Genomic DNA, 17156 nt, shown 5'->3' with positions numbered 1-17156 from the left:
GAAATTGCCTCAGCTCAGAACCTCATACAGGGTTCACTTCACAGATTTGCAAGGCCCATTGGGCATCAGTCATTCGTGCTGCGAAGCCGCCATCCACCGGCTCCGATGCCTTGTTTCAGCCTGCCAGGCAGGCGGCGAAGCCCTGGTTCAGGGCCGCGCGATCCAGGTCGCGGCCGATGAACACGATCTTGCTCGAGCGGGGCTCCGTGCCCCACGCGGTTGATGCTCGGAATTCCACCAGGCTGTGCACGCCTTGCAGTACATAGCGCTGGTCTTCGTTGGCGACGGCGAGCACGCCTTTCATGCGATAGAGGTTGTCGGCCTGGGAGGAGCGCAGCTCGCTGATCCAGCGATGGAACGCCATCAGGTTGACCGCGCCATCGACGGCGATGCCCACCGAAGAAACGCTTGGGTCGTGCTCGTGGTCGGCCTCTTCAGCGTGATGGTCATGGTCGTGGTGATCGTGATCGTGCTGATCCGCGCCGATTTCCATCAGCTTCTGCGTGCACTCGAAAGCGCCGATGCCGAGGATCTTGGCCAGGTCGATTTGCGCGTGGGTCGAGGTCACCAGATCCGCCGTGGCATTCAACCCCCGGATCTTGCCGCGCAGGGTTTCCAACTCTTCAGCGCTGACCAGATCGACCTTGTTGATGACGATCCGGTCGGCGCAGACGATCTGATCCACCGCCTGATTGTCGACGCCGTCGAGTTGCAGATCCTCCAGATGCTGGGCGATGTGTTTGGCATCGACCATGGTCACGATGGCGTCGAGTTCCACTTCATCGGCGATCGGGTCATTGATAAAAAAGCTCTGTGCCACCGGGTACGGGTCGGCCAGGCCGCTGGTCTCGATCAGGATGTGATCAAGCCGCACCGGCCGCGCCACCAGCTCGCGAACGATGCGCACCAGGTCCTCGCGAACCTCGGCGGTGCAGCAGACGCAGCCGTTGACCATCTCGTAGATTTCTTCGGTTTCCGAGCTGAGGACGAGGTCGCCGTCGATGCCGACCTCGCCGAATTCGTTTTCGATCACGGCGATTTTGCGGCCGTGGTTTTCTTTGAGAATGTAATTGAGCAGGGTGGTTTTACCGGCCCCGAGGAAACCGGTGAGGATGGTCACGGGGATTTTGGTGTTTGGGGTTGGCGCGTTGAATGGGGTGTTCATGGTGAGGCTCCTTTGATTAACCGGTGCACACTGAATTCGGGTAATGCTGCTTTTTTGTGTAAACCCTGTGGCGAGGGGATTTAGCGAAACGTCGCACCGCCCCGTTGGGCTGCGAAGCGGCCCCAAATCCTGCCAACGCGCTGCATCAGACAGACCGCGGTTGCCGGTTTTACGACTGCTTCGCAGCCGGACGGGGATAAATCCCCTCGCCACAGGTGTTTGTCTCAGGTGATGTATTTGATTGAGGGTCTCGCCAGCGTTGTAAGACGCCGGCATCGAGGCCGAACAGGTCAAGCACGCGGCCGAGGCTGTGGTCGACCATTTGCCCGAGGCTGTCGGGCCGGGCGTAGAACGCCGGCACCGGCGGGGCGATGATTCCGCCCATTTCGGTGACGGCGGTCATATTGCGCAGGTGGGCGAGGGTCAGCGGGGTTTCGCGGGCCATCAGCACCAGCGTGCGGCGTTCTTTGAGAGTGACGTCAGCGGCGCGTCCGATCAGCCCTGACGAAGTGCCCGTGGCAATCTCCGCCAGCGTCCTCATCGAGCACGGCGCAACCACCATCCCGAGGCAGCGAAACGAACCGCTGGCGATCCCGGCGGCGACGTCATCGGCGCGGTGGTAATGGCTGGCCAGCGCGGTGACGTCAGCCAGTTTGTAGTCGGTCTCGTGGGCCATGGTCAGCAGCGCCGCGCGGCTGATGATCAGGTGGCTTTCGATGTCCAGTTCGGCGAGCAGTTGCAGCAAACGCACGCCATAGATAAAACCGGACGCGCCGCTGATGCCGACGACCATCCGCTGCCGGTTCACGATTCCAGACCTTTGAGCAAAACCCGCGCTCGCTCCAGAACTTCCTGATCGAGTTGCGCCTTGATCCCGTCAAAACCCGAGCCGCGTGTGGCATCCAGACCCATGCGCGACGTGGTGCCATTGACCGACGACGAAGGATCGAGCGGGCTGCCCGGTAAACCGTCGATCATGAAAATATCCAGGTGCGGCTGGAAGTGCGTGGCCAGCGCCCACAGCACCTGACTGTCGTCGCTGATGTCGATATCGCTGTCCACCGCAATCACGGTTTTCAGGTACGGATCCCAGCCGAGCAGCGCCAGCATGATCTGCCGCGCCTCGCCGTCACGGCTCTGATCCAGCGCCACGTAGCAGTGAAAATGCGTGCCGGAATTGGGGTAATGCACGGCGGTGACGGCGGGGAATCGCGCTTTGAGTTTCTCGCTCATCTCGGCTTCGCGCGGCAGGCGGGCGAGGGTCAGGTGTTCGGCGTAGCGGCCGCCCATGACGTCGACCAGCCAGGCGTCTTTGCGTTTTAACAGGGTATCGACGCGCAGCACATTGTTGGTCGAGCGGTCCGAGGAGTAGCCGCTGAATTCACCGAACGGACCCTCTTCAGCGTAAGCCGCCGGGTCGATGGCGCCTTCAAGAACAAACTCGGCGTAGGCGGGTACACCAATGCCGTAGCGCGGCGTTTTCACCAATTCCAGCGGCGCACCGAACAGTCCGCCAGCAACGGCGCGTTCATCGGCGCCATACGGCAAACGTGCTGCGGCAGCGAGCATGAACAGCGGATGCGCACCGACGACCATCGCCACGCGCAATTCTTCGCCTCGCTCGCGGGCGGTTTGCAGCATGCGCCATAGGTGGCCGCGTGAATGCAGGCTGGTGGCGAGGGCCTGGCGGGCGTGGCGCATCGAGCGGTGATAGCTCATGTTGGCGATGCCGGTCCGCGGGTCTTCGGCAACGATGATTGCGTTGGTGATGTACGGCCCGCGGTCACTGTCGAAATGCTTGAGCATCGGCAGCAACGCCAGGTCCAGCGCTTCGCCTTCGAAGACTTCATCAAGGATTGGCCCGCTTTCCACATAGCGCGGTGCGATGGGCTGGTTGGCGCGGGTCTGGAAGGTTTCGTGCAGTCGCGCAGGGGTTACGCCGAACAGCCGGGCGATGCGGGTTCGCGAGGCGAAAAGATTGGTCGCCACCGGCACACCGAGGTTGCCGACGTGTTCGCAGATCAGCAGCGGATCGCGTCCCTGGGCGGCGAGGGCGTCGACCAGGGCAGTGACGTCCTGATCGGCAGAAATCGGTTGAGTGAGGGTCAGCACATCGTCCGGGTACTCACGGCGATAGGCGTCGATGAACACGTGAAAGTCCTGAGAATCGCCGAGTGTCGAACGGGTCATGGTGTCACCTCGTAAAAAGCAGGCACGCAGGGGTGAGAGGGCGTTCGCGCGGCCAGCCGTTGGCCTGCCGGTCGAACGAACGCCGGGTCATCTTCGTGCCTGTAAAGTCGCTGTGTGCTCTGTGCACAGATCCCTTGTGGCGAGGGGATTTATCCCCGTTCGGCTGCGAAGCAGTCGTAAAACCGACAAACGCGGGTTGCCTGATGCAGCGCGATTGCAGGATTTGGGGCCGCTTCGCGACCGAACGGGGCGGTGCGACGTTTCGCTAAATCCCCTCACCACAGGGTTTCCTTGTTACCCCAAGGGCCTGCGTTATCTAGAGGTACGTGGTGGTCAGGCGTATGTCGGCCTCGGCCAGGTCTTTGGGCGGTGGTGTCGGTTCGATCCCGCACAGCCGGGCAATGTTGTTGCCCAGGTAGTCTTCGAGATGATCCTCGTCAATCCCCAACCCTTGCGGTGCCGGTGAGCACAACACCTCCAGTTCACGCAGCCACATGCCCGGTTCGTTCGGCGGCGAGTCGGTGCCGAAGACGATCTTGTTGCGTGGCAGTTCCTTGGCGAACTCGACGATCCGCGACTGGAAGCACCAACCCGATTCGCAGTAAACGTTCGGCGTGTCCATCGCCATCCAGAACGCTTCGAACGAGTAGTTGCCGCCGGTCTGGATGCCGAAGTGGCCGATGATGAAATTGACCATCGGGAACTCGCGGATGATCGGATAGAACATCGTCGGAATCGTATACGGGCCGTCGCCGGTGTGGATCAGCACAACGATGTTGTACTTGGCGCAGACCTTCATCGCCGGACGCAGCCAGTCGAGTGCCCGATCCGGGCGATAGCCGTGCATGTTGGCGTGCAGCTTGAGCATCTTGAAGCCATATTCCTTGATGTGGAATTCCAGCTCTGCCGCGCCGTTTTCCGGCCCCCAGCGCGGGTTGAAGTTGAAGTTGCCGATGAAGCGATCCGGGTATTTCATGCAGAGTTCGGCGATATACGACATGTAGTCGCGCACGCCCTCGCGGCCACGGCGGTTGCCGTCCCGGTAGCCGGTGTTGCCCGGTGGCGGCTGGATGAAGCCCATGTCGATGCGGCGTGGTTTGCCGTTGATCATGTACGGGCCGTCCATCAACTTGAGCATGCGCTCGCCGGTGAACGGTTCGCCGGTGTGGCGCCAGGCCTCGTCGACCAGATTGGTGGGGTGCAGATGGGTATCGATAATCATCGGTTCAGCTCCTGGCCAATTGGGTGGTGACGGGGCGCTTGAGTTGCGCCTCTGCTTCGGAAACGGAACGCGGTGGCGGGGTCGGTTCGAGGCCGATCATTCGCGCGGTGTTGTTGCCCAGATAGTCTTCAAGGGTGTCCTCGTCGAGGTTCAGGCCTTGTGGTGGTTCGTGGCAGAGCACCTCAAGCAGACGCAGCCACATGCCCGGTTCGTTCGGCGGGGTGTCGGTACCGAAAAGGATCTTGTGCGTCGGCAGCACCTTGGCGAACTCGACGATCCGCGATTGCAGGCACCAGCCGGATTCGCAGTAGACGTTGGGCAACTCCATCGCCCATTGCATCGGTTCGAACACGTAGACGCCGCCGGTCTGTACGCCGAAGTGGGCCATGATGAAATTGACGTTAGGGAACTCCTTGATCATCGGCACCCATTCCGACGGGATGCTGTACGGCCCGTCGCCGGTGTGCAGCTTGACCGGGATGCCCAGCTCGGCGCACTTCTCGAAGCACGGACGCACCCAGTCGAGTGCGCGGTCGGGCCGGTAGGCGTGCATGTTGGCTTGCATCTGCACCATGCCGAAGCCGTGCTCCTTGACGTAGCGCTCGATGGCTTCGACGCCGTTCTCCACACCGCAGCGCGGGTTGTAGACGAAGCAGCCGATGAACCGATCCGGGTAGGTCTGCACCATTTTCAGGGTGTAGGCCATGTAGGCGTCGATGGATTCGCGGCCGCTCAGGTCGCCATCGGTCCAGGTGTAAATGGTGTTGCCTTGCGGCGGCTGGATGAAGGCTTTGTCAATGCGGCGAGGCTTGCCGTTGACCATGTACGGGCCATCCATCATCTCCAGCAGACGCTCGCCGGTGAACGGGTCACCGTCATGCCTCCAGGCGAGGTCCACGAGATCCGTGGGATAGCAGCTGATATCGATGATCATTGCAGTCGATCTCCTGATAGCGGGGAAGGGAGCCTTGCGGCTCTCGGCATCCACGTCCCGGGCAATCGGCCGTTTCTATGCGCAAGACTCGCGCATTCCCTCGCCTGTTCGCATCCGGCCCGGGTGGGTGGTTGCTGAGGGCGAGTATTGGAAAGAGGGGTTGGGTTCGTACAATATTAATTGGGCGCGGTGGTGATACTTGGGCGATATGGTTTTGGTTTTGTGGTGGGGGTAATGGCCTCTTCGCGAGCAGGCTCGCTCCCACATTTGGAATGCGTAACCCTGTGGGAGCGAGCCTGCTCGCGAAGGCGTCAGTGTTGCGTGTGCAAAGCCAACTGCTTGATCACTTCAACCACTGGCGCCACCCGCTCAGCCTGCCCATGCGGCCACACGGCGTAAAGGTTGTAATGCGCGGCAATCTGCGCTTCGTTGAGCGCCACCAGCCGCCCACTGCGCAACGCATCGGCCGCCAATAGTCCCCGCACCAATCCCGCGCCGACTCCGGCCTCTGCCGCCGCAATCAGATTCGCCGCGTTATCAAACACCACCCGCGCCGCGGGCTCGCTAGCAGGCATGCCCGCCGCATCCAGCCACGGAATCCACGACCGCCGCGTATACCCCAACAATGGCAATTGAAGAATTTGCGCCGGACTTAGCGGCACCTGCAAACCGTAGCGCTCCAGCAACTGAGGCGAGGCCACGGCCAGCACCCGATCGCCACAAATCTGCGTCATCTCACAGTCGTCCCAATCGCCATAGCCATAACGCAATGCCAGATCCACCCGCTCGAACGCGCTGCGATCACTGCGCGGCATCGACAGCAGCGTCACCTCAAAATCCGGTAAGCCATCGAGCAACTGCGGCAAGCGTGGATTGAGCCAGCTCTGTGCCAGTTCGCTGTCGACATCCAGGGTCAGGCGCTGCGCCACGCTGCGGTTTTTCACCGAGGAAATCGCCCGATCAATCTGCGCCAGACCATCCGACAACACGCTGGCAAACAACTGCCCGGCATCGGTCAGATTGCTGCCGCCGCCTTCGCGCACGAACAGCGGCTGGCCGATGAAATCTTCCAACGCGCGGATCTGCTGGCTGATCGCGCTATGGGTCAGATCAAGTTTGCGCGCAGCACTGGAGAAACTGCCGCTGCGCGCCGCGTGGATAAACGCGCTCATGGACTGCACCGACGGGTATCGCTTGTACATGTTGTTAGTCCTGCTTACACCGGTTGGCAGAAATCGTCGCTGGCCGGGGATTGCCGTGGCTTCCAATAATCGGATCACCAGGCCCGCACAAAGACGGGCCGCTCTTTTGGAGCCTGACAATGATTGCATTCACGGTTAACGGCGAACGACGCGAGCTGGATGAGGCGTCCCCCTCCATGCCCTTGTTATGGGTGTTGCGTGATCAGTTGAAACTCACCGGCACCAAGTTCGGCTGCGGCATGGGCCTGTGCGGCGCCTGCACCGTACATCTGAACGGAGTCGCGGTGCGTTCCTGCCAGTTGCCTGTGGCGGCCGTCGCGGGCCACAGCATCACTACCATCGAAGGTTTGTCGGCGACGGAAAACCATCCGCTGCAACTGGCCTGGGTCGCCGAAGATGTGCCGCAATGCGGCTACTGTCAATCCGGGCAGATCATGTCCGCCGCCGCGTTGCTCAACACGGGTGCGGCGGTGACGGACGATTCGATCCGCAATGCGATGTCCGGAAATATCTGCCGCTGTGGCACCTACGGACGCATCAACAAGGCGATCAAACGTGCGGCGAATGCGCCGAAGGAGGCGTGATGAGCCTCATCGACGACACTCGTATCGAACTGCCACGCCGGGTGTTTCTCAAGCAAGCGGCGACTGTCGCCTCAGGCTTGGCGATTGCCCTGTATTTGCCTACTGGCGTCGCCGCCGCCGACCCCAAAGCCCCTGCTGCGGCGACAGAATTCGAGCCCAATGCCTGGGTTCGCATCTTTGCCGACGGCACGGTGAAACTGGTGGTGCACAAGCACGATTCCGGCACCGGTACGCAGACTGCACTGGCTGCATGTGTGGCCGAAGAATTGGACGTCAACCCGATGACCGTGCAGGTGATCACCCCGGAAGATCCGTTCTTCGAGACCTACATTCATCCGATCTGGAAAGTCTTCTCCACGGGCGGCAGCACCAGCGTTTCGCTGGAATACGATCGCTTGCGCATGGCTGGCGCCACGGCTCGGGCGTTGTTGATCACGGCGGCGGCGAAGCAATGGAAAGTCAGCCCCGACAGCTGCACCACCGAAGAAGGCCGGGTCGTTCACACCTCAAGCAAACGCAGCCTGAGTTACGGCGAGCTGGTCGGTGTGGCCGCGCACCTGCCAGCCCCGGCAAAGGTCACGCTGAAAGATCCGGCGCAGTTCAAATACATCGGCAAGCTGCGCCACAAACGTGATGCGGCGGCCAAGGTCTGCGGGCGTTTCAAGTACAGCATCGACGTACAGTTGCCAGACATGCTGGTGGCAGTCATCCAGCGCGCGCCAGTGGTCGGGGCGAAAGTGCTCGACATCGATTCGGCGGCAACATTGCGGGTGCCGGGGGTGCGCAAGGTGCTGGCGATTCCGGGGCGGCCCGATGTTCTCGGCGGCAACCTTGAGGGTGTCGCGGTGCTGGCCGATACGTTCTGGGCAGCGCAGGAAGGGCGCAAAGTGCTGACCATCCAGTGGAGCGATTCGCCGCTGGCCGGGTTCGACAGCGAGCAGTTGTCCAGCGCTCAAGCCAGAGCCATCGGCGATCCGACAGTACAAACCGTCAAAGCCATGACCCACGGTGATGTCGCCGGGCAATGGCCGGGCGCGGCGAAGCTGATCGAAGCCGACTACACCATGCCCTACAAGGTGCAAAACCCACTGGAGCCGATCTGCATCACCGCGCAAGTCAAGGACAAAACGATCATTTATTGGGGCGGCGTGCAGGTGCCGTCCTCGGCGCTGGAAGCGGCGCAGACCGTGTGCGGGATCGACAAGGCCAACGTCACCATTCATGAGTTGGTCTCCGGCGGCAGTTTCGGTGCGCGGGAGGCGAAATACTGGTTGTTTGAAGTCGCGTATCTGGCACAGAAAACCGGCGTGCCAGTGAAGCTGCTCAACAGCCGCGAAGACGAAATGCACGCGCTGTTCAATCATCCCGCGACCTTGCACCGGGTCAAAGGTGCGCTCGATGCCCAAGGCAAACTCAGCGCGTTGCAACTGCACGCGGTGTCTCCGGCCTCGCCGGAACAGTGGGAGCCGGGTTATTTCGAGCGCCCCGATCACATGGACTACAGCACCACCGAGGCGATCACCGCGTGGGACTTCGCGTATCGCCCGCCGCACCTGGAACTGAACTGGGTCAAGCACGAAAGTGAGGTGCCGAGCGGCTGGTACCGCTCGGTGAGTTTTATTCCCAACGTGTTTGCCGTCGAGAGTTTCATGGACGAACTCGCCCATGCTGCCGGCGAAGATCCATTGGCGTTCCGCCTGGCCAACATGCAAGAGCGGCCACGGCATGTGGCGGTACTCAAACAGGCTGCCGAGCGCGCCGGATGGGGCCAGCCGTTGCCACCGGGCACGGCGTTGGGGATCGCCACGAATCAGGGTTACACCAGTTTTATCGCGGTGGTCGCGCGGGTGGCGACGGTCGAGGGCAAGCCAACAGTCGAGAAGCTCACCTGCGTAGTCGATTGCGGTTTGGCGGTATCGCCCGGTGGTGTCGAAGAGCAGATCTACGGCGGCCTGATGTGGGGCTTCGGCCACGCGTTGTTCGACCGGCTCGATATCAAACAGGGCCGGGTGGTGCAGAGCAACTTTCACGACTACCGTGTCACGCGCATGTCCGACATGCCCGCCACCGACATCGTCGTGCTCGACGGTGAGCCGAGTAAACCTGGAGGCGTTGGCGAGCTGGGCAGCCCGTCGGTAGCACCAGCCATCGCCAACGCACTCTTCGCGTTGACGGGCGTGCGCCAACGCTCTACGCCGCTGAGTCTGGGATAAATCGCCATGGACTTGCGCCTGCTGCGGTATTTCATGGCGTTGGCCGATGAACTGCACTTCGGTCGTGCCGCCGAGCGCCTGCACATCTGCCAGCCGCCGCTAAGCCAGCAGATTCGTCTGTTGGAAGAGGAACTCGGCACGCCGTTGTTCGAGCGCAGCCATCATCGGGTCGAGCTGACAGCGGCGGGGCAGATGCTCAAGGAGCAGGCGCCGCTGGTGTTCGAGCAGCTCGAACGGGCGCTGGATCTGACTCGGCAGACCGGTCGCGGGCAGTTGGGCGAGCTGGAAATCGGCATGATCAGTTCGGTGATGGTCGGCGTGCTGCCCAAGGCGTTGCATTTGTTTCGCGAGCGTTATCCGCAGGTCAACTGGCGCCTGCACGAGATGACCCCGGCAGCGCAGGTCAAGGCGTTGAAGGAGAAGCGTATTGATGCCTGCGTGTTTCGCGTGGGTTATGACGATCCGTTGTTGCGCAACGAGCTACTGATCTATGAGCCGATTCATGTGGTGATGCCGGCGGATCATCCGCTGGCGCAACGCGAAGTGCTGGCCCCGGCGGATCTGGCGCAGGAGCCGTTTGTGGCGCTGGAACTGAAGCAGTCGCGGTTTGCCAACTTTCTTTATCAGTGTTGTATTCAGGCGGGTTTCACACCACAGATTCGTCAGCAAGTGATCGAGGTGCAGACCTTGCTCAGCCTCGTGCGTGCCGGTTTTGGCGTGGCGCTGTTGCCGGCGTCCATCGAACAGTTGGCGCCGGCGGGTCTGGTGTTCAAGTCGCTGACCCCAGCGTTGCCGGAAGTGCCGCTGTACGCCACCTATCGCGCCGACGATGCCTCGCCAGTGCTCAAACTGTTCCTCGATACCCTCCGAGAACTGATCGAACCCCACCCCGCAGGGGGATGTGTTGTCTGCGAATAGAGGTGCACGATCACGATCGGCTGCGGTCGTACTCTTCACATGGGCGCAACACTTGTGGAGATCCAATGAGCCAGGAAGTCCTGACCACCGAAACCAATCGTCGCCAGTTGCAGCAGATCATCGCCGGGCTGTCCGACGGGGTGATTCTGCTGGAACTGGATCAGAGCATCCTCTGGGCCAATGAAGCGGCGCTGGCCATGCACGGTGTCAGCAAGATCGGTGAGCTGGGCCACAACGCCACCGAGTACGCGCAACGCTTCAGTCTGCGCTATCGCAATAATCACTCGCTGACCGCAGAGAATTACCCGATCAGCCGCGTGGCCCGCTGCGAGGCGTTCAGTGATGTGCTGATTGAAGTGTTCGCCGTGGATGACCCCGAACGCGTCTGGGTACACAGCGTGCGCAGCATGGTGCTGACTGACCGCGAAGGACAGCCCGAGTCGCTGGTGCTGATCATGAGCGACGTCACCGATTGGGCCAACGCCGAGCAGCGTTTCGAAAAGACCTTCAATGCCAACCCGGCGCCGGCGGTGATCTGTCGTATCAGCGATTTGCGTTACATCAAGGTCAATCCGGGTTTTTTGGAGATGACCGGTTATACCCGCGAACAGGTGATCGGCACTTCGGCTTATGAGATCGATATCTACGAGCAGGCGGAGAAGCGCGATCTGGCGATTCAGCGACTGCGCGATGTCGAGACCATTCCGCAGATGCAGGCTGAATTGCGCTTGCCCGATGGCAGCAGCAAACAGGTGATCGTCGCCGGGCAGCCGCTGGTGCTCAACGATGAAGACTGCATGCTGTTTTCCTTTGTCGACATGGAATTGCGGCACAAGGCTGAAGTGGCGCTGCGCCAGAGTGAGGAGCGGTTTGCCAAGGCGTTTCGCCTGACGCCGGTGCCGATTCTGATCTGCACGGCGGATGAGCAGCGAGTGCTCGACGTCAATCAGGCGTTTCTCGATACGCTGACATTCGACAGTGACGATGTGCTCGGTAAAACCGTGACGCAGATCGGTTTTATCGATGACAACGGGGCACGTACTCGTTTGCTCGCGGCGCTTGAGAAAAACGGCCGGGTGGATCGGGTGGATGTGCGGGTGCGCACCAAAGACGCCGACTTGCTGGAGTGCGCGCTGTCGGCCGACATGGTGAATATTCATGATGTGCCTTGCTATTTGCTGGTGCTGATGGACATCACCGAGCGCAAACGCACCGAGCTTGAGTTGGTGGCTGCCATTGAAGAGGTGATGAAAGACGCCTCATGGTTCAGCCGCACGTTGATCGAAAAACTGGCCAATGTGAAGAAGGTCAACTCGCCGCAATTGCCGAGCGTGTCGTTCACCGATCTGACGGCGCGTGAGCGTGATGTGCTGGGTTTGATCTGTGAAGGGCTGGCAGACAAGGAGATCGCCGCGCGGCTGAAACTGGCGCCGAACACGGTGCGTAATCACGTGGCGACTGTGTATTCCAAGCTCGATGTGCACAGCCGCAGCGAGGCGATTGTCTGGGCTCGGGAACGAGGGTTGTTTTCCGGTGAGTGGCGGGGGCAGCGCTAGGGTGCAAATGCACTAGTTGATCCGGTGCAAATTGAGGTTCTGATGGGGGCGGGTGGTTCTTAGTCTGGTGGGGTACGGTGCGTGTCTTTTTTTGCGTGATCGTGTCCCTTCGAAGCCGCTAAAGGAACAACCTCAATGATGAACCTTGCGCAGTTGCGCGCTCAGCTCGAGCAGAGTTTTTCGCCGCTGGCGTGTGAGTGTCTGGTGGATGGTGATCATTCGCTGACGGTGAAGCTTTATCATCCGGTGTCAGGGCAGGTGGATCTGGTGATCAGCGGGTTGAAACTCAATGGCTTGCGTACGCCTGAGTCTGTCGAAGCTTTAATTGAAGAGCTGCGTTATGAGCTCGAAAGCAATTCCCTGCGCTCCTCCCGAGACCCCGACCTGGCTTGAACCCATGTGGGAGCTGCCGAAAGGCTGCGATCTGTTGCTTTTGGGGGTGGATCCGTTGCTGCGGTAATGGCTTCTTAGGGTTTCGCCCTTACGGCGACTCACTTTTTTTCAAACGCCTAAAAAAGTAAGCAAAAAACGCTTGCCCCAACGTTCGGCCCACTCGCTAAAGCTCGGGTTTCCTTCGCTCCGGGATTGATCCGGGGGGCATCGCCTACGGTTTGCTGCGCTGCACCTCCTCTCGATGTGTTTGGCTGCGCCAAACGGTCGCTGCGCTCCCACCCCCCGGTTCAACCCCTCCACTCAGCCTGCCGACGGGGCCTGTGGATCAAGAGCTGCAGCCGAGCTAACGCTCATCCTGTGTGAGCTGCCGGAGGCTGCGATCTGTTGCTTCCGCTGTTCTGTGGGAGCTGGCTCGCCAGCGATGGCGTCCTTCGGGCCGCCCCATTTCTATCTGAATGCACTCAATCCAACTGTAGGAGCCAGCCTGCTGGCGATGGCGGCGCAACGGTCAAACAAATTCCCGCTCCCCACCCCGAAATCGACAGCCACTTCCCCCAATCCACCCGGTTTTCTGGCGCTTGCAGCCACCTCGGCTATAAAGAATGAGTGGTCAGGTCTTCCGTGGTCGGTTTGATTGCGGGAGTTTGTCTCTCATTTCTCGCGGGTCGTCCTATGAACAATCTTGGGAAACGCGTGTTGCCGTTGGCTTTTTTTGCTGTGTTGTTGGCGGGTTGTGCCAGTCCGCCACCGCCTCCACCCGTAGCGCCTCCACCACCACCGGAACGCACGTGTCAGGTGCTGGAAAACACTGAGGTCGTCGGCGATATGTACGTCGACGGGCAAGTCACTCGTCACATCACCACTACCCGTTGCGTCACGCAATAGCACCGGCTGGGCGTAAGTCCCGGGTTGAGCGGATTGTGCTGGTGGCTGACCTGGCCGGTACGGCGGTGTTTGCCGTGGAGGGCGCGATTGCGGCGATGCGCAGTCAGCTCGACTTGCTTGGGGTGATGGTGATTGCGTTCATCGTTGCCCTCGGCGGCGGGGTCACCCGTGATCTGTTGATCGGCGCCACGCCACCCAATGCGGTGGCGGATTGGCGCTATCCGGCGTTGGCGTTTTTCATGGGTGGCCTGGCGTTTGTCTGTCATCAACAGGTGCTGGGCTGGTCCGGTTCGACGCTGATTGTGCTGGATGCGGCGGGGCTGGCGCTGTTTGCTGTGGCCGGGGCGCAGAAGGCCCTGAACTTCGGGATCACGCCGTTTGTGGCGATGCTGATGGGCACGGTCACGGGCGTCGGTGGCGGGGTGTTGCGCGACATCGTGCTGGCGCGGATACCGGTGGTGCTGCAGGCGGATTTGTATGCCAGTTCGGCGTTTGTAGGGGCAGCGGTGTTGATCATCGGCCGCAGGCTGGGTGTTTCGCCGGTAGCGGCGGCGTTGTTGGCGGGGGCGGTGTGTTTAGCCTTGCGCTTGCTCTCGGTGCACTTCGGCTGGCAATTGCCCAAAGTGCAAGTCTGACCCCATAACCTGTAGGAGCTGCCGCCGGCTGCGATCTTTTGATCTTGTTTTTAAAAGACAGATCAAAAGATCGCAGCCTGCGGCAGCTCCTACAGGTTCGTGTTTCAGTGGGGGTCAGGACAGGAAACCACCGTCGACATTCAGCGAGACGCCCGTGGTGTAGCTCGATGCATCGCTGGCCAGATACAACACCGCGCCAGCCATTTCGCTCGGGTCGGCCACGCGTTTGAGCGGAATCTGGGTCAACGCCTGCTTGAGGATCGCATCGTTTTTCACCAGTGCCGAGGCAAATTTGGTGTCGGTCAGGCCCGGCAGCAGGGCGTTGCAGCGGATGCCGAATTGCGCGCATTCCTTGGCGAAGACTTTGGTCATGTTGATCACCGCCGCTTTGGTCACCGAGTAGATGCCCTGGAAGATCCCCGGCGAAATGCCGTTGATCGACGCGACGTTGATGATGCTGCCGCCACCGTTCTCGCGCATCAGCTTGCCGGCTTCGACCGACATGAAGAAATAGCCACGAATGTTCACGTCAACGGTCTTCTGGAAAGCACCCAGGTCGGTGTCGAGCACGTTGCAGAACTGCGGGTTGGTCGCGGCATTGTTGACCAGGATGTCGAGGCGGCCGAACTGTTCCTTGATCCCGGCGAACACTTGGCTGATCTGTTCCATTTCGCCGATGTGGCACGCCACCGCAGTGGCTTTGCCGCCAGCAGCGATGATCGCGTCGGCGACATGCTGGCAGCCGTCGAGTTTGCGGCTCGAGACGATCACATGCGCGCCTTGCTGGGCCAACAGTTTGGCGATGGCTTCACCGATGCCACGGCTGGCGCCGGAGACGAAAGCGATCTTGCCGTCGAGGTCGAACAACTGAGTCTTGGACATAAGGGTTCCTGGGTGTGGGCCGTCAGAGGCTCGATTTCGCAATGACCTGCAGGCTCATCTGCTCCAGCAGTTTGTTCATGTGAATGAACTGCGCGAAGCGTTTGTCCTGGGTCTGGCCGTGGTAGAAGCGGTAGTAGATCTGCTGCACGATGCCGGCCAGACGGAACAGGCCGTAGGTGTAGTAGAAGTCGAAATTATCGATCTGGATGCCCGAGCGCTCGGCGTAATAATCGACGAATTCGCGGCGAGTCAGCATGCCCGGGGCGTGGCTTGGCTGACGGCGCATCAGTTGCACCGGCGCCGGGTCGTCGGCCTGGATCCAGTAGGCGAGGGTGTTGCCCAGGTCCATCAGCGGATCGCCGAGAGTGGTCAGTTCCCAGTCAAGCACGCCGATGATCTGCATCGGGTTGTGCGGGTCGAGGATGACGTTGTCGAAACGGTAGTCGTTGTGGACGATGCTCGAGGTCGGGTGGTCGGCCGGCATCTTCTCGTTGAGCCAGGTTTTTACCGCTTCCCAGTGCGGCGCGTCCGGGGTCAGGGCTTTTTCGTAGCGTTCGCTCCAGCCTTTGATCTGGCGGGCGACGTAGCCTTCCGGTTTGCCCAGATCGCCGAGGCCGCAGGCGTTGTAGTCGACCCGGTGGAGTTCGACGAAGCGGTCGATAAAGCTCTTGCACAGCGCTTCGGTTTTCGCCGAATCGAGGCCCAGTTCCGGCGGCAGTTCCGAGCGCAGGATGATGCCGTTGACTCGTTCCATCACGTAGAACTCGGCGCCGATCACCGACTCATCGGTGCAGTGCACGTAGGCTTTCGGGCAATACGGGAAGCCGTCGCGCAACTGATTGAGAATGCGGAATTCGCGGCCCATGTCGTGGGCGGATTTGGCTTTGTGGCCGAATGGCGGACGACGCAGGACGAACTCCTGTTCCGGGTATTCCAGCAGGTAGGTCAGGTTCGACGCGCCGCCGGGAAACTGGCTGATTGCAGGCAATCCGCCAAGACCCGGAATGTGTGCCTTGAGGTACGGATCGATCAGGCTGGCATCAAGTTCTTCGCCAGAGCGGATACGGGTGGACTGGTCAGTAAGCGCCATGCTTATCCCTTCTGCTTATTTTGGAGGCCAGACATCATTGGCTAATCTAATGGCGCGCTCGGGCGGTCACAAGCGCGGGGCGGTCTTATAGGTTAGCGTGTTGCCGGATAATCAGCGTTTCGAATAGGCACAAGACACCGTTCATGCAGGAGCTGCCGCAGCCTGCGATCTTTTGATTCTGCTTTTATAAGATCAAAAAATCGCATCCTGCGGCAGCTCCTACGCGTCAGTGCACCCGCTGGCTGCTGAGTCTTGGCGGGAGGGCGATCGGGGTGAGGACCGGTTGCCCGGAGAAAAACGCGACGAGGTTTTTGCCGACCAGCTCCACCGTGCCTTGCGTGGCCTCTGGCGACAGGCCCGCAACGTGAGGCGTGAGCAACACGTTGCTCAGGATTTTCAGCGCATCCGGTACTTTCGGCTCATGGTCAAACACGTCCAGCGCGGCGCCGGCAATTCGCCGTTGCTCAAGCGCAGTGATCAGATCCGCCGTGGCGATCACGCTGGCGCGGGCAATGTTGACGATGAAGCCTTTCGGGCCGAGCGCATCGAGCACCGTGCGCGTCACCAGATGCTGGGTGCCGATGCCGCCGGGTGTGGCGACGATGAGAAAATCCGAAGCCCTGGCCAGTTCGGTCGGCGTGGAACAGAACGCGTAGGGCACGTCGCTGCGCAGTTGCCGACTGTGGTAGCTGATGTCCATGTCGAAGCCGAGGTTCGCACGTTTGGCGATCGCCATGCCGACCGCGCCGAGCCCGAGAATCCCCAGGCGTTTGCCAGCCAGTGAAGGGCGCATGATCTTTGGCCATTCGCCACGGCGAACCGCCGCATCGCAGCGCGGAATATCACGCACCAGCGCCAGTAGCATCGCCATCGCATGGTCGGCCACCGAAGAGGCGTTGACTCCGGCACCGTTGGTCACGGTGATCCCGCGATCACTGGCGGCTTGCAGGTCGACGTGTTCGTAACCGGCGCCGATCACCGTGATGATTTTAAGCGCGGGCAGGGCGGCGATTTCTTCGGCGGTCAGGCCCAGCGGGCCGCGGGTCAGCACAGCATCGATGCGCGAGCCATGAGTATTGATCGCTTGCGCGCGTTCGGCAGGCGTGGGGGCGAGAATCAGGTGAAAGCCCTGATTTTCGAGAATCGGCAGATAGTCATTGATGGTTTCAACCAGTACCAGAACGGTTGCGGGCATTGCGCGGCTCCTGAGATCAATGGCGGTTAGGTCGCGAAAGTCGTTGCAGAGTGCTGATTCCAGAGCGGTTTGGCAATGGCCGAGCGTTGCCC

At 60.9% G+C, this 17156-nt stretch carries 15 protein-coding genes; 6 read left to right on the top strand and 9 right to left on the bottom strand.

What is annotated here, in order from left to right; all coding sequences use genetic code 11:
- Positions 1 to 115: 115 nt before the first annotated feature.
- The 6 genes from JFT81_RS04455 to JFT81_RS04430 all read right to left on the bottom strand — a co-directional run bounded on the left by JFT81_RS04455 (position 116) and on the right by JFT81_RS04430 (position 6713).
- Positions 116 to 1165, bottom strand: coding sequence for a GTP-binding protein (locus JFT81_RS04455; protein WP_201226270.1), 1050 nt, complete (start codon positions 1163 to 1165; stop codon positions 116 to 118).
- Between the two features lie 169 nt (positions 1166 to 1334).
- A complete protein-coding gene (locus JFT81_RS04450; RefSeq protein WP_207199819.1) occupies positions 1335 to 1958 on the bottom strand; it encodes a UbiX family flavin prenyltransferase in 624 nt (207 codons plus the stop codon).
- A gap of 11 nt (positions 1959 to 1969) precedes the next feature.
- Entirely contained in the window at positions 1970 to 3355 is a 1386-nt protein-coding gene (locus JFT81_RS04445; protein WP_201226268.1) for a UbiD family decarboxylase, read from the bottom strand.
- 316 nt (positions 3356 to 3671) lie between these two features.
- Positions 3672 to 4577, bottom strand: a complete 906-nt coding sequence (locus tag JFT81_RS04440; protein WP_008081961.1) for an amidohydrolase family protein — start codon at positions 4575 to 4577, stop codon at positions 3672 to 3674.
- Between the two features lie 4 nt (positions 4578 to 4581).
- On the bottom strand, positions 4582 to 5511 hold the full coding sequence (locus JFT81_RS04435; RefSeq protein ID WP_116031241.1) for an amidohydrolase family protein: 930 nt from the start codon (positions 5509 to 5511) through the stop codon (positions 4582 to 4584).
- Between the two features lie 311 nt (positions 5512 to 5822).
- On the bottom strand, positions 5823 to 6713 hold the full coding sequence (locus JFT81_RS04430) for a LysR substrate-binding domain-containing protein (protein WP_201226267.1): 891 nt from the start codon (positions 6711 to 6713) through the stop codon (positions 5823 to 5825).
- A 119-nt stretch (positions 6714 to 6832) separates the two neighbouring features.
- Here JFT81_RS04430 and JFT81_RS04425 point away from each other — a divergent pair, with 119 nt between their 5' ends.
- The 6 genes from JFT81_RS04425 to JFT81_RS04400 all read left to right on the top strand — a co-directional run bounded on the left by JFT81_RS04425 (position 6833) and on the right by JFT81_RS04400 (position 13897).
- Positions 6833 to 7297: a (2Fe-2S)-binding protein gene (locus JFT81_RS04425; protein WP_201226266.1), complete on the top strand. Its 465-nt coding sequence runs from the start codon at positions 6833 to 6835 to the stop codon at positions 7295 to 7297.
- Positions 7297 to 9510 (top strand): molybdopterin cofactor-binding domain-containing protein, encoded by a 2214-nt coding sequence (locus JFT81_RS04420; protein ID WP_201226265.1) that lies wholly within the window; start codon positions 7297 to 7299, stop codon positions 9508 to 9510. The genes JFT81_RS04425 and JFT81_RS04420 overlap by 1 nt, the downstream gene beginning before the upstream one ends.
- A gap of 6 nt (positions 9511 to 9516) precedes the next feature.
- Entirely contained in the window at positions 9517 to 10428 is a 912-nt protein-coding gene (locus JFT81_RS04415; RefSeq protein ID WP_201226264.1) for a LysR substrate-binding domain-containing protein, read from the top strand.
- A 65-nt stretch (positions 10429 to 10493) separates the two neighbouring features.
- Positions 10494 to 11984, top strand: coding sequence for a helix-turn-helix transcriptional regulator (locus JFT81_RS04410; protein ID WP_201226263.1), 1491 nt, complete (start codon positions 10494 to 10496; stop codon positions 11982 to 11984).
- A 135-nt stretch (positions 11985 to 12119) separates the two neighbouring features.
- Complete coding sequence (locus JFT81_RS04405) at positions 12120 to 12377, top strand: DUF1652 domain-containing protein (protein ID WP_201204399.1); 258 nt, start codon at positions 12120 to 12122, stop codon at positions 12375 to 12377.
- Between the two features lie 926 nt (positions 12378 to 13303).
- Positions 13304 to 13897 carry a TRIC cation channel family protein gene (locus JFT81_RS04400; protein WP_347340477.1) on the top strand — a complete coding sequence of 198 codons (594 nt, stop codon included), beginning with the start codon at positions 13304 to 13306 and terminating at the stop codon, positions 13895 to 13897.
- A 114-nt stretch (positions 13898 to 14011) separates the two neighbouring features.
- Here JFT81_RS04400 and JFT81_RS04395 read toward each other — a convergent pair whose 3' ends face one another.
- The 3 genes from JFT81_RS04395 to JFT81_RS04385 form a co-directional block, all read right to left on the bottom strand.
- A complete protein-coding gene (locus JFT81_RS04395; RefSeq protein ID WP_123532129.1) occupies positions 14012 to 14779 on the bottom strand; it encodes an SDR family oxidoreductase in 768 nt (255 codons plus the stop codon).
- A 22-nt stretch (positions 14780 to 14801) separates the two neighbouring features.
- A complete protein-coding gene (locus tag JFT81_RS04390; protein WP_201226262.1) occupies positions 14802 to 15869 on the bottom strand; it encodes a phosphotransferase family protein in 1068 nt (355 codons plus the stop codon).
- 226 nt (positions 15870 to 16095) lie between these two features.
- Positions 16096 to 17064: a 2-hydroxyacid dehydrogenase gene (locus tag JFT81_RS04385; RefSeq protein WP_201226261.1), complete on the bottom strand. Its 969-nt coding sequence runs from the start codon at positions 17062 to 17064 to the stop codon at positions 16096 to 16098.
- Between the last annotated feature and the right edge of the window lie 92 nt (positions 17065 to 17156).

Origin of the sequence: Pseudomonas sp. TH43 (genome assembly GCF_016650635.1) — a bacterium.
Taxonomy (GTDB): domain Bacteria; phylum Pseudomonadota; class Gammaproteobacteria; order Pseudomonadales; family Pseudomonadaceae; genus Aquipseudomonas.
Note: the sequence above shows the minus strand (reverse complement) of the source record. Positions and strands in the feature narration are given on the sequence as shown.

Coding starts and splice junctions, on each gene's coding strand:
- JFT81_RS04455 (WP_201226270.1), bottom strand. CDS start 1,165: ATGAACACCCCATTCAACGCGCCAACCCCAAACACCAAAATCCCCGTG.
- JFT81_RS04450 (WP_207199819.1), bottom strand. CDS start 1,958: ATGGTCGTCGGCATCAGCGGCGCGTCCGGTTTTATCTATGGCGTGCGT.
- JFT81_RS04445 (WP_201226268.1), bottom strand. CDS start 3,355: ATGACCCGTTCGACACTCGGCGATTCTCAGGACTTTCACGTGTTCATC.
- JFT81_RS04440 (WP_008081961.1), bottom strand. CDS start 4,577: ATGATTATCGATACCCATCTGCACCCCACCAATCTGGTCGACGAGGCC.
- JFT81_RS04435 (WP_116031241.1), bottom strand. CDS start 5,511: ATGATCATCGATATCAGCTGCTATCCCACGGATCTCGTGGACCTCGCC.
- JFT81_RS04430 (WP_201226267.1), bottom strand. CDS start 6,713: ATGTACAAGCGATACCCGTCGGTGCAGTCCATGAGCGCGTTTATCCAC.
- JFT81_RS04425 (WP_201226266.1), top strand. CDS start 6,833: ATGATTGCATTCACGGTTAACGGCGAACGACGCGAGCTGGATGAGGCG.
- JFT81_RS04420 (WP_201226265.1), top strand. CDS start 7,297: ATGAGCCTCATCGACGACACTCGTATCGAACTGCCACGCCGGGTGTTT.
- JFT81_RS04415 (WP_201226264.1), top strand. CDS start 9,517: ATGGACTTGCGCCTGCTGCGGTATTTCATGGCGTTGGCCGATGAACTG.
- JFT81_RS04410 (WP_201226263.1), top strand. CDS start 10,494: ATGAGCCAGGAAGTCCTGACCACCGAAACCAATCGTCGCCAGTTGCAG.
- JFT81_RS04405 (WP_201204399.1), top strand. CDS start 12,120: ATGATGAACCTTGCGCAGTTGCGCGCTCAGCTCGAGCAGAGTTTTTCG.
- JFT81_RS04395 (WP_123532129.1), bottom strand. CDS start 14,779: ATGTCCAAGACTCAGTTGTTCGACCTCGACGGCAAGATCGCTTTCGTC.
- JFT81_RS04390 (WP_201226262.1), bottom strand. CDS start 15,869: ATGGCGCTTACTGACCAGTCCACCCGTATCCGCTCTGGCGAAGAACTT.
- JFT81_RS04385 (WP_201226261.1), bottom strand. CDS start 17,064: ATGCCCGCAACCGTTCTGGTACTGGTTGAAACCATCAATGACTATCTG.